Source organism: Streptomyces sp. NPDC051738, from assembly GCF_044453205.1.
GTDB lineage: Bacteria > Actinomycetota > Actinomycetes > Streptomycetales > Streptomycetaceae > Streptomyces.
Genome location: NZ_JBITCM010000031.1, coordinates 45,019 through 56,879, shown reverse-complemented (window position 1 = coordinate 56,879; position 11,861 = coordinate 45,019). Strand labels below are relative to the sequence as shown.

General features: G+C 71.0%; 10 protein-coding genes and 2 pseudogenes. 11 read left to right on the top strand and 1 reads right to left on the bottom strand.

The genetic code is table 11. The annotated features are described in order from the left end of the window. The 5 genes and pseudogenes from ACIA8X_RS43430 (at position 1) to ACIA8X_RS43410 (ending at position 4,838) form a co-directional block, all read left to right on the top strand. Positions 1-933 (top strand): amino acid ABC transporter permease, encoded by a 933-nt coding sequence (locus ACIA8X_RS43430; protein WP_399460605.1) that lies wholly within the window; start codon positions 1-3, stop codon positions 931-933. Then, complete coding sequence (locus ACIA8X_RS43425; RefSeq protein ID WP_399460604.1) at positions 930-1,694, top strand: amino acid ABC transporter ATP-binding protein; 765 nt, start codon at positions 930-932, stop codon at positions 1,692-1,694. The genes ACIA8X_RS43430 and ACIA8X_RS43425 overlap by 4 nt, the downstream gene beginning before the upstream one ends. Before the next feature lie 43 nt (positions 1,695-1,737). Next, the gene (locus tag ACIA8X_RS43420) at positions 1,738-2,724 is read left to right on the top strand and encodes an ABC transporter substrate-binding protein (protein ID WP_399460603.1); all 987 of its coding nucleotides are present in this window, start codon (positions 1,738-1,740) and stop codon (positions 2,722-2,724) included. Positions 2,725-2,756: 32 nt separating this feature from the next. After that, entirely contained in the window at positions 2,757-3,260 is a 504-nt protein-coding gene (locus tag ACIA8X_RS43415; RefSeq protein ID WP_399460602.1) for an AAA family ATPase, read from the top strand. A gap of 316 nt (positions 3,261-3,576) precedes the next feature. Continuing rightward, positions 3,577-4,838: pseudogene (locus ACIA8X_RS43410) on the top strand (sulfite oxidase). Here the strand turns inward: ACIA8X_RS43410 and ACIA8X_RS43405 are convergent. Then, complete coding sequence (locus ACIA8X_RS43405) at positions 4,839-5,762, bottom strand: LysR family transcriptional regulator (protein ID WP_399460601.1); 924 nt, start codon at positions 5,760-5,762, stop codon at positions 4,839-4,841. Positions 5,763-5,899: 137 nt separating this feature from the next. Here ACIA8X_RS43405 and ACIA8X_RS43400 point away from each other — a divergent pair, with 137 nt between their 5' ends. The 6 genes and pseudogenes from ACIA8X_RS43400 (at position 5,900) to ACIA8X_RS43375 (ending at position 11,829) form a co-directional block, all read left to right on the top strand. Next, positions 5,900-5,980: a putative leader peptide gene (locus ACIA8X_RS43400; protein ID WP_351078001.1), complete on the top strand. Its 81-nt coding sequence runs from the start codon at positions 5,900-5,902 to the stop codon at positions 5,978-5,980. Between the two features lie 198 nt (positions 5,981-6,178). Beyond that, positions 6,179-7,350 (top strand): annotated as a pseudogene (gene sfnG / locus ACIA8X_RS43395) (dimethylsulfone monooxygenase SfnG). 64 nt (positions 7,351-7,414) lie between these two features. After that, positions 7,415-7,972 (top strand): NADPH-dependent FMN reductase, encoded by a 558-nt coding sequence (gene ssuE, locus ACIA8X_RS43390; protein WP_393460865.1) that lies wholly within the window; start codon positions 7,415-7,417, stop codon positions 7,970-7,972. Beyond that, positions 7,969-9,165, top strand: coding sequence for an SfnB family sulfur acquisition oxidoreductase (locus ACIA8X_RS43385; RefSeq protein ID WP_399460600.1), 1,197 nt, complete (start codon positions 7,969-7,971; stop codon positions 9,163-9,165). Before ssuE ends, ACIA8X_RS43385 begins: the two co-directional genes overlap by 4 nt. Positions 9,166-9,299: 134 nt before the next feature. Next, positions 9,300-10,478 (top strand): LLM class flavin-dependent oxidoreductase, encoded by a 1,179-nt coding sequence (locus tag ACIA8X_RS43380; RefSeq protein WP_399460599.1) that lies wholly within the window; start codon positions 9,300-9,302, stop codon positions 10,476-10,478. Positions 10,479-10,599: 121 nt separating this feature from the next. After that, positions 10,600-11,829 (top strand): acyl-CoA dehydrogenase family protein, encoded by a 1,230-nt coding sequence (locus tag ACIA8X_RS43375; protein WP_393460855.1) that lies wholly within the window; start codon positions 10,600-10,602, stop codon positions 11,827-11,829. Positions 11,830-11,861 lie beyond the last annotated feature (32 nt).

Genomic DNA, 11,861 nt, shown 5'->3' with positions numbered 1-11,861 from the left:
ATGAGCAGCGACACCGTTACCCCACCCGTCACCCAACTCGCCGAAGAACCAGCCGAGTTGAAGGTCGTGCCCGCCCGCCACTACGCGCGCTGGGCCGCCGCCGTCGCCGTCGTCGTGCTGATCGCCCAGTTCGCGCACGGCCTGGCCACGAACCCCGTCTGGGAGTGGAACGTCTTCCGGGACTACGTCCTCTCCGAGACGATCGTCCAGGCCGTGTGGGTCACCCTCCAGCTCACGGCCTACGCCACCGTCCTGGGCTTCCTCCTCGGCACCGTCATCGCCTTCATGCGGCTCTCGCGCAGCCCGGTGCTCTCGACCGTCGCCTGGACCTACATCTGGGTCTTCCGGTCCATCCCGATGATCGTCCAGCTGGTGTTCTGGTTCAACCTGAGCGCGCTGTACAGGGAGTTGGGCGTCGGCATCCCCTTCGGCCCGGTGTTCTGGTCCGTCGACAGCAACACCCTCATCGGCACCATCGGCGCCGCCATCATCGGACTGACCCTGCACCAGGCGGCGTACGCCGCAGAGATCGTCCGAGGCGGCGTCCTCTCCATCGACCACGGACAGCTGGAGGCGGCCGCGGCGCTGGGCATCCCCCGGCTGCGGCAGATCCGCCGGATCGTGCTGCCGCAGGCGATGCGCGCCATCCTGCCCACGGCCGGCAACGAGATCATCGGCCTGCTCAAGGGCACCTCGGTGGTCTACGTGATGTCGATCGGCGAGCTGTTCTACCAGGTGCAGGTGATCTACGGCCGCAACGGCCGGGTGATCCCGCTGCTGCTGGTCGCCACCGCCTGGTACGTCGTCCTGACCTCGCTCCTGTCGATCGCCCAGTACTACGTCGAGCGGCGCTACGCCCGCGGCGCCAACCGCACCCTGCCGCCCACCCCGCTCCAGCGCGTCCGGCGCCACCTGACGAAGGAGAGTTCATGAGTGCCGTCATGGTCGACGTCCACGGCGTCCACAAGAGCTTCGGCCCGCTGGAGGTGCTGCGCGGCGTCGACCTACAGGTCCGGGCCGGCGGGGTCACGGTGATCCTCGGCCCGTCCGGCTCCGGGAAGTCCACGCTGCTGCGGACCATCAACCACCTGGAGAAGGTGAACCGCGGCTGGATCAGCATCGACGGCGAGCTCATCGGCTACCGCCGCGCCGGGAACAAGCTGCACGAGCTGAAGGAGAAGGACGTTCTGAAGCAGCGGACCAACATCGGGTTCGTCTTCCAGAACTTCAACCTCTTCCCGCACCTGACGGTTCTGGAGAACCTGATCGAGGCCCCGGTCTCCGCGCTGCGCCGCACACGCAAGGCGGCGGAGGAGACGGCCCGTCGGCTCCTCGACCGCGTCGGCCTCGCCGACAAGGTCGACGCCTACCCGCGCCAGCTCTCCGGCGGCCAGCAGCAGCGCGTGGCCATCGCCCGCGCGCTCGCCCTCGAACCGAAGGTACTGCTCTTCGACGAGCCCACCTCGGCGCTCGACCCGGAGCTGGTCGGTGAAGTCCTCGACGTCATCAAGGACTTGGCCAGTACCGGCACCACCATGATCGTCGTGACCCATGAGATCGGCTTCGCCCGTGAGGTCGCCGACACCGTGGTGTTCATGGACGGCGGAGTCGTCGTCGAGCAGGGGCCGCCCAAGGCCGTCCTCGAAAACCCGCGCCAGGAACGCACCCGCGCCTTCCTCTCCAAGGTCCTCTGAACCCACCCCCTTCACCCCCGTTCCGCACGCAAGGAGTACGACCGTGTCCACTCGCCTCGCCCGCCGCCGCACCGCCGCAGCCGCGCTCGGACTGGCCTCCGCCCTCGTCCTCGCCGCCTGCAGCAACCCCTCCGAGGGTGGTACGACCGAGGTCGCGGCCGCGTCGGGCGCCAAGACGAAGATCAACATCAGCCCCGACCAGAACCGCGTCACTACCGACAAGGTCGACTCCATAGCCGCCGAGGTCCCGGAGAAGATCCGCAAGAGAGGCACCCTGGAACTCGTCGCCTCGTCCGGCTCCGCCGCGCCGCTGACCTTCTACGCCACCGACAACAAGACGGTCATCGGCGTCGAGCCCGACCTCGCCTACCTGGTCGCCGACGTGCTCGGCCTCAAGCCGCACATCAACACGGTGTCCTGGGAGAACATCTTCGTCGGCCTCGACAGCGCCAAGTACGACGCCGGCTTCAGCAACATCACCGTCACCGAGGAACGCAAGGAGAAGTACGACTTCGCCACCTACCGCGAGGACAACCTGGGCTTCGGAGCGAAGAAGGGCAGTGGCCTGAAGGTCACCGGGCCCGCGGACGTGGCGGGCAAGACCGTCGCCGTGAGCAGCGGTACCAACCAGGAGAAGCTGCTGATCGAGTGGAGCAAGGAGAACGAGAAGGCCGGCCGCAAGCCGGTCGACATCAAGTACTACCAGAACGACAGCGACACCTATCTCGCCCTCCAGTCCGGCCGTATCGACCTCTACCTCGGCCCCAACCCCACCGCCGCCTACCACGCGGCCACGACCGGCAAGACCGAGGTCGTCGGCACCTACTCCGGCGCCGGAGCCACCCTCCAGGGCCTCATCGCGGCCACCACCAAGAAGGACAGCGGCCTGGCCAAGCCGCTCGCCGACGCCCTCAACCACGTCGTCGAGAACGGCACGTACGCGAAGGTGCTGAAGCGCTGGGGCCTGTCCGACGAGGCCGTGACCAAGTCGGAGATCAACCCGCCGGGCCTGCCCAGGACCAACAAGTAGCCGCCGCCCGGGCGTCCTCGGCGGGACCAGGCATGCTCATCGTCCTGTGCGGGCTGCCCGGCACCGGCAAGACGACACTGGCGCGGCTGCTGGCCGGCCGGATCGGCGCGGTCCACCTGCGGATCGACACCATCGAGCAGGCGATCGTCCGTTCCGGTCTGGCCCGGCACCCCGTCGGGCCGGCCGGTTACATCGTCGGCTACGCCCTGGCCGAGGAACATCTCCGACAGGGGCTGACCGTCATCGCCGAGTCGGTCAACCCGCTGGCCGTGACGCGGGACGCGTGGCGTGACGTCGGTTCGGCGGCCGGAGCCGTGACCGTTGAGGTGGAGGTGGTTTGTTCGGATGCCGCCGAGCACCGGCACCGCGTGACGGCGCGGTCCGTGGACATCCCCGGGCTGCCCCTGCCCGACTGGCACCAGGTGCTCGCCCGCGCGTACGAGCCGTGGGAGCGCGAGCACCTGGTGATCGACACCGCCGGACGGAGCCCTCACGAGTCGCTGGCCGGGCTCATGCGACAGCTCGACATACGCTGAGCGGCGTCCGAGTGCGCCCCAACCACCCGGCACGGATGGTCCGTTGACACCCTCGCGCCCCGCATGCTTGCATCGCGCCATGCCACCGCAGGAGCCTCTGATACGCCGCCGCACCGTGGACCTCGTCCGCGTGGCCGCCGCACTGTGTCGGTTCCCCGGCTGATCACCGCGCGCCACCTCGCCACCACCCCCTCCAACGGCCATACCCATCGGACCTGTTGGAATCGACGGCCCGGCCCGTAGGTGCTCCCAGAGTTCGGCCCGCGCCGTCCCCCCCCGCCATGTCCGGCCTCCACACTCACGACGAGGACCCGTCATGCCCGCATCCGCTGTGCCTCCGTCCCGTCCCGCGACCCGCCTCGACGAGTCCGCCTACGACCGCCGCAGGCTGCGTCAGTGGCTCGCCGGGGACGCCAGGGCCGACGGGGTCAGCCGCCGTCGGCTGCTCACCCTGCTCGCCGCCACGGCGGCCGCGACCGCGCTCCCCGCGCCCGGCCCCGCCCGCGCCGCCGACACCCCGATCGTCAAACCGCCACCAACGCCGAGACCCGCTGGGAGGCCCTGCGCGGCACCGGCCACCACACCCCGAACGAGCTGTTCTTCGTCCGCAACCACACCACCACTCCCGTCCTGGACGCCGCCGACTGGCGACTGCGGCTGTGGGGCAGCGGGCTGCGGGGCGCCCTCGGCGAGGACAGGCCGGTGGAGTTCGGATACGACGATCTGCGCGCCCTGCCCGCCGTCACCCGGACCGCGTTCGTCGAGTGCGCCGGAAACGGCCGCAGCCACTACACGACCCAGCAGGGCGAGACGGTCACCGGCACCGCTTGGACGTCGGGCGCGATCGGCGTCGCCCGCTGGCGCGGGGTGCGCCTCGCCGACGTCCTGCGCAGGGCGGGACTGTCCCCGTACGCCGTGGACGTGCAGCCGCGCGGCCTGGACGCCGAGTACGTCAGCGGCGGGGAGAACCTCGGCCGGGTGCGGCGTCCGCTGCCGCTGGCCAAGGCGGTGTACGACGTGCTGCTCGCGTACGAGATGAACGGCGAGCCGCTGCCGTACGACCACGGGTATCCGGTGCGGGTGCTGGTGCCCTCCTGGGTGGGGATCTCGTCGATCAAGTGGGTCGGCGACATCGAGGTGTCCGCGCAGCCGCTCTTCTCACCGTGGAACACCACCTTCTACCGGCTGTACGGCCCCTCCCACCCGCCGGAGGGCAGCGCGCCGCTGACCCGGCAGACGATCAAGAGTGCCTTCGAGCTGGCCAGTGGCGCCACGTTCCCGGTGGGGGAGGGCCAGGTGCTGCACGGCCGGTCCTGGTCGGGCGCCGGAGGGATCGCGCGGGTCGACGTGAGCACCGACGGCGGAACGAGCTGGCGCCCGGCCCGACTGCACGATCGGCCGCGTGCCGACACCTGGTCGCGCTGGTCCGTCCCCTGGAGGCCCGCGACACCCGGCGCGACCCACCTGCTCGCCCGCGCCACCGACACCGCGGGGCGCCGCCAGCCGGACGTCTCCGTGCCCAACACACAGGGCTATCTGTTCGACGCGGTGGTGCGGCATCCGGTGACCGTGGTCTGATCAGGCACCCTCACCGCGGGAAGGGGCGTCATACGCACGCGCGTTGCGCACGAACAGCTCGTGCAGGTCCCGTACCGCCCGGGGGACGGAGCCGGAGTCGCGGCGCTCAAGGACCAGCAGCACCTCGGTCGCGTCTCCGGCGAGCGGCCGTACGGTGATGACGCCCCGCCGCTCCAGCGGGTCGCCGAGGACACTGAAGTCGGGCAGCACCGTCGCCCCCAGCCCCTCGGCGACCATCAGCTTTCCCATCTCGGCGCCGTCGGTGGAGTACGAGAAGGACGGCGTACGGCCGCCCAGCAGCCGGTGCAGGAAACGGTGCATGACATAGCCGGAGCGCATCACGACCAGCGGTTCGGCCAGCAGGCTGTCCGCGTCCACCGTGTCCAGGGCCGCCAGCGGACTGTCCGGGCGCACGCACACGACCGGCCGGCCGCGCAGCAGCTCGGTCGTCTCGAAGCCGGGCGGCAGGTCGTCGCCCGCCAGGTAGTTCACCAGCCCCAGATCGAACGCGCCCTCCAGCAGCCCGCGATGGATCTCGGACTGCTGCGCTCCGACCAGCTCGACCTGGGTCACCGGGTGCGCGGCCCGGAACTCCCGCACGGTCGGGATGACCAGCGGCACGGTGGCCGTGTTGACCGTGCCGAGCCGGACCATACGGCTGATGCGGTGCTGGTCACCGGCCGCGCCCCGCAACCGGTCCACCGCGTCCAGCACACTCATGATGTGCGGCAGCAGCTCCCGGCCCTCGTCGCTGATCTTCGCCCCGGACCGCTTGCGCTCCAGCAGATCCACACCGAGCTCGCGCTCCAGGTTGCGCACGGTCTCGCTGAGCGCGGGCTGGGACACATGCAGTTCGTCGGCGGCCCGCCGCAGCGACCCCAACCGGGTGACGGCGGCGATGTATTCGAGCTGTTTGATACGCACGACAGGAGACTGCGGCCCGTCGAGCGCCGGGTTCAAGGGAATCCCTGTCACAACCTCGTGAATACCGACTCTCAGCATGTGGAATCCCCTCCGGGCATTCTTGACCGGTCGGACTCCCCGCTGCTTTGATCGAAGGCATGAAGCGACAGGACCTCACGCGGCGACGCCATGTCGACCTTGCGCGTGTCTCCAGCTCCTGCTGTCGCTGTCGGGTCTGAGCGCACCCGAGGGAAACCCTCGCACTCGCGCTGATCTCCCTGTGTGAATCCGTGTGAATTCCACCGCCGGCCGTTTCCCTCGGTGATTTCGACTTTCCCGGGAACGTCGTGCCCGCACGCCCGAATCCCGATCTCCGAACACGTTTCCCTGTGACCGCACGCGCCCTTTCGCGTGCGCATTCCCGCCAGGAGCCCTCCATGCCCGTCCCGCCCGGATCCGACCCCGCCCGCTTCGCCTACTGGGTGCCGAACGTCAGTGGCGGCCTGGTCACCAGCACCATCGAGCAGCGCACCGACTGGGGCTACGACTACAACCGCGAACTGGCCGTCCTCGCCGAGAACAACGGCTTCGACTACGCCCTCAGCCAGGTCCGCTACATGGCCAGCTACGGCGCCGAGTTCCAGCACGAGTCCACCAGCTTCAGCCTCGCCCTGCTGCTCGCCACCCAGCGGCTGAAGGTCATCGCCGCCGTCCACCCCGGCCTGTGGCACCCGGGCGTGCTCGCCAAACTCGGCGCCACCGCCGACCACCTGTCGAACGGCCGCTTCGCGGTCAACGTCGTCAGCGGCTGGTTCAAGGGCGAGTTCACCGCCCTCGGCGAGCCCTGGCTGGAGCACGACGAGCTCCCCCACTTCTCGGCTTCGCTCGAACCGGGGGGACCCCCATCCGCCGCTCGGAGGAGTTCATCCGCGCCCTGCGTCAGATCTGGACCGAGGATCACACCGAACTCGCCGGTGACTTCTACCGGTTGCGCGACTTCTCCCTCAAGCCCAAGCCGCTCAACACCCCCGAGCGCCCGCACCCGGAGATCTTCCAGGGCGGCAACTCCACCGCCGCCCGCGCGATGGCGGGCCGTGTCTCCGACTGGTACTTCAGCAACGGCAAGGACTTCGACGGCGTCACCGAGCAGATCGCCGACGTCCGCGCGTCCGCCGCCCAAGTGGGCCGCAGGGCACCGAAGTTCGGCCTCAACGGCTTCCTCATCGCCCGGGACACCGAGGCCGAGGCCCGCGACACGCTCCGAGAGATCGTCGCCAAGGCCGACACGCCGGCCGTCCACGGCTTCCGCGACGCCGTCCAGCAGGCCGGGCAGTCCACCGCCGACGGCAAGGGCATGTGGCAGGACTCCAGCTTCGACGACCTGGTCCAGTACAACGACGGCTTCCGCACCGGCCTCATCGGCACCCCCGAGCAGATCGCCGAGCGGATCGTCGCCTACAAGCGCCTCGGCGTGGACCTCTTCCTCCTCGGCTTCCTGCACTACCTGGAGGAGGTCGAGTACTTCGGCAAGCGGGTGCTGCCGCTCGTCCGTGAACTGGAGGCCCAGGAAGCCGAGTCCGAGTCCGAATCCGTCGCCGCCCGAGCCTGACCTGGGGCCCTGTCGTCACAGGGTCCAGCCGCCCGCATCCGACACGCCCCTGAGAGGTCCTCGCATGGCCACCGTCCTGTCCGTCTCCGGAAGCCCCTCCGCCACCTCCCGCACCGCCCGGCTGCTGCGCCACCTCGACGACCGGCTCGCCGCCCAGGGCCACGAGGTGATCCCCTTCGACGTCCGCACGCTCCCGTCCGAGGCCCTGCTCCACGCGGACTTCGGCCACCCCGCGATCGTCGAGGCCACCGCCCTGGTCGAGCGCGCCGACGGAATCGTGATCGGCACGCCCGTCTACAAGGCTGCCTACTCCGGCCTGCTGAAGTCGCTGCTCGACCTGCTCCCGCAGTACGCGCTCGCGGGCAAGACCGTCCTGCCGCTGGCCACCGGCGGCACCAACGCCCACGTCCTGGCCATCGACTACGCCCTGCGCCCAGTGCTGAACTCCATGGGTCCCGCCCACATCACGCCGGGCTGGTTCACCCTCGACAAGGACATCAGCGTGGGCGACGACGGCACCCTGACCGTCGCACCGGCCGCCGCCGAGGCCCTGGCCCATGTCACCGACCAGTTCTCGATCGCCCTCGGTGGCCGCCCGACCCTGCTGGCGGCCACCGGATGAGCGCCGCGACGGTGATCGCCGACGACGCCGAGGCCCTCGCCGTCGCCGCCGAACTGGCCGCCGACTTCCGCAAGGACGCCGCCGAGCGGGATGCCGTGCGCCGGCTGCCGCACCCGGAACTCCAGCGGCTGTCCGCCTCCGGGCTGCTCGGGGTGACGGTGCCGGCGGAATTCGGCGGCGCGGACGTCCCTGCGGAGACACTCGCCGAGATCTTCCGGCTGCTGGCCTCGGCCGACGCCAGCCTGGCCCAGATCCCGCAGAGCCACTTCGTGTACGTCAACGTGCTGCGCCGGCAGGGGACGCGGGAGCAGCAGGAGTTCTTCTTCGGCGAGGTGCTGGCGGGCAGGCGGTTCGGCAACGCCCAGTCCGAGGCGGGCACCAGCCACGTACAGGACATCCGTACGCGGCTGACCCGGCGGCCCGACGGGTCGTACGGCCTGAACGGCGTCAAGCACTACTCGACCGGCGCCCTGTTCGCCGACTGGATCCCCGTCCTCGCCCGCGCCGACGACGACAACCTGCACGTGGCGTACGTGCCGCGCGACGCGCCCGGCGTCACGGTCGTCGACGACTGGGACGGCATGGGACAGCGCACCACCGCCAGCGGAACCGTCCGCCTGGAGTCGGTGCCCGTGCCCGCCGACCGGGTGGTGCCGCACCACCTCACCTTCGAGGGTCCCCAACTCCACGGCGCAGTGGCCCAGTTGCTGCACGCCGCCATCGACGCCGGGATCGCCTCGGGGGCACTCGCCGAGGCCGTGGAGTTCGTCCGCACCAAGAGCCGCCCCTGGTTCGAGAGCGTCGGCGAAGGACACGCGACCGCCGCCGAGGACCCCCTCCTGACCCAGCGGTTCGGTGAGCTGGCGATCCGGGTACGGGCCGCCGACGCGCTGCTCGCCACCGCCGCCAGGTCCGTGGACGCCGCCCGTGCCGACCTGACCGACGACTCGGCTGCCGAGGCCTCCATCGCGGTCGCCGCCGCCAAGGTGACCGCGGCGGAGGCGGCCGTGGAGGTCGGCAGCGCGCTCTTCGAGGTCGCCGGCACCCGCGCGGCCCTCGACTCCCTGCGCCTGCACCGCCATTGGCGCGACGCCCGCACCCACACCCTGCACGACCCGGCGCGCTGGAAGGTCCAGCACATCGGCCGCTACGTGCTGCGCGGCATCAAGCCGCCCCGGCACGGGCTGCTGTGAACGAACGACCCGACGCGACGAACGACCCCGATGCGACGTACGCCCCCGACGCGATGAACGACCCCGATGCGACGTACGCCCCCGACGCGATGAACGACCCCGTCTAGATGAACACCCCCGATCGGAGACCCCCCATGTCCCTCACCTTCCACTGGTTCCTGCCCACCAACGGCGACAGTCGCCATGTCGTCGGCGGCGGCCACGGCACCCCCGCCACGGTGTCCGGCCGTGACCGGCCGCCGACGGTCGCCTACCTCAGCCAGATCGCCCGTGCCGCCGAGGACCTGGGCTTCGTGGGCGCGCTGACGCCCACCGGCGCCTGGTGCGAGGACGCGTGGCTGACCACGGCGATGGTCGCCCAGTACACCGAGCGGCTGAAGTTCCTGGTCGCCTTCCGGCCCGGCTTCGTCTCGCCGACCCTCGCCGCGCAGATGGCGTCCACCTTCCAGCGGCAGACCGGCGGACGGCTGCTGCTGAACGTGGTGACGGGCGGGGAGAGCCACGAGCAGCGTGCCTACGGCGACTTCCTGGACAAGGACGACCGTTACCGCCGTACCGGTGAATTCCTCCAGATCGTCCGGGGGTTGTGGGAGGGCGCGACCGTCGATCTGGTCGGCGAGCACCTCCAGGTCGAGGACGCGAAGCTGGCCCGGGTGCCCGACCCGGTGCCCGAGGTGTACTTCGGCGGCTCCTCGCCCATCGCGGGCGAGATCGCCGCCCGGCATGTCGACGTCTACCTCACCTGGGGCGAGCCGCCCGCCGCCGTCGCCGAGAAGATCGCCTGGATCCGGGCGCTGGCCGAGAAGGAGGGCCGCAGCGTCCGCTTCGGCATCCGGCTGCACGTCATCACCCGGGACACCGCCGAGCAGGCGTGGGCGGAGGCGCGGCGGCTGCTGGCCGGGTTCGACACGGAGACGGTACGGGCCGTACAGGCCGGCCTCGCGCGCAGTGAGTCCGAGGGGCAGCAGCGGATGCTCGCGCTGCACGGCGGCAGCTCCGACGAACTGGAGATCTACCCGAACCTGTGGGCGGGCATCGGGCTGGTCCGGGGCGGCGCGGGCACGGCGCTGGTCGGCAGTCACGACGAGGTCGCCGAGCGGATCGCCGAGTACCACCGGCTGGGCATCGACGAGTTCGTGCTCTCCGGCTATCCGCACCTGGAGGAGGCGTACTGGTTCGGCGAGGGCGTGCTGCCGAGGCTGGAGGCGCAGGGGCTGTGGTCGCACCCGTTCCGCGACGCGACGGTCGCCCGCACTGTGACTCAGGTCCCCTTCGTGGAGCGGGAATCAGCCAAGGTGACACGCATTCCCTAGATTTCCTATCGAATTACTAGGGAAGTGTTGACCCCCGTCGGTGGAGCGAGTGAGGATGACATGACCGGGTTGGCCGGGCAGACCGGGACCGCGTTGTCTTCTGTCTTGAAAGAAGTCCGTCATGACAACTGCACCACCGGCCGGCAAGACGGTCGCAGCGGTGACCGGGCGCTCCGACTGGCCGCACATCGCCCGTGAGTTCGCGGACGACCTGGCCACGGACGCGGTCGAACGCGAGCAGGCCGGCAAGCCTCCGCTCGACGAGGTCGCGCGGCTGCGTGAATCGGGGCTCCTGGCGCTGCTCGTGCCGGCCGCGCGAGGCGGCGGGGGAGCGGACTGGCGTACCGCCTACACGGTCGTGCGGACCGTCGCGGCGGCCGACGGTGCGGTGGGTCATCTGCTGGGCAGTCACTACTTCCTGTCCTACTGCGCCCGGTTCTTCGCCGCCCCCGACCGTGCCGCCCGTGTCGAGCGGGCGTTCACGGCGGGGCAGTGGTACTGGGGCGGCGGTATCGCCTCGAACGAACCGCCGCTCATGCTGACCCCGACGGTGGGCGGCTATCTGCTGGACGGCCATCAGCGGTACGGCTCCGGAGTCGGGGTCGCCGACCGGCTGGTGGTCCGGGCCGCCGTGCCCGGCACCGGTGAACCCCTCGCCGTCCTCGTCGACCCCGCCCACCCGGGCCTCGTGAGCGGCGCCGGCGGCGACACCTTCGGGCAGCGGCTGGCGGCCGCCGGCAGCGTGGGGTTCGACTCCGTGCCGGTCGCGGCCGACGACGTACTCGGGTCGCTCTCCCCGGACGACGGCGCCCTGTCGCCCTTCGCCGGACTCGCCGTGCCGACCGCGCGGCTGGTCTCCGCACAGTTCTGTCTCGGCGTGGTCGACGGCCTGCTCGGTGAAGTCCGGGAGCACGGAAGGGCGGTGCACAGCCCCTGGCAGCCCTTCTCGCCGCAGCTCTGGCCGGGTGGCCCGTCGCAGGACCCGTATGTGCTGACCGCGTTCGGCGAGCTGGCCGTCGCCGCACGTGCCGCGTCCGCCCTCGCCGACCAGGCGGTGACCGCCCTCACGCACGGCCTCGCACGGGGGCACGACCTTGACGACGAGGAGTGCGCGGAGATCGCCGTGCTGGCGAGCGCGGCCGAGGCCGCCGCCTCCCGGGCCGCGCAGGAGATCACCAGCCGGGCGCTGGACGCCGTCGGCGCGCACGCGGCCTTCGCCCGGAACGGCCTGGACCGCTTCTGGCGCGACACCCGCACCCACACCCTGCGCGATCCGGTCGCCCACCGGTTGCGCGAGGTCGGGGACTATTTCCTCAACGGCGCGCACCCTCCGTTCAGCCTTCCCGCCTGAGCGAGGGCCCGGCGGGTGAGTGCCGACACGGT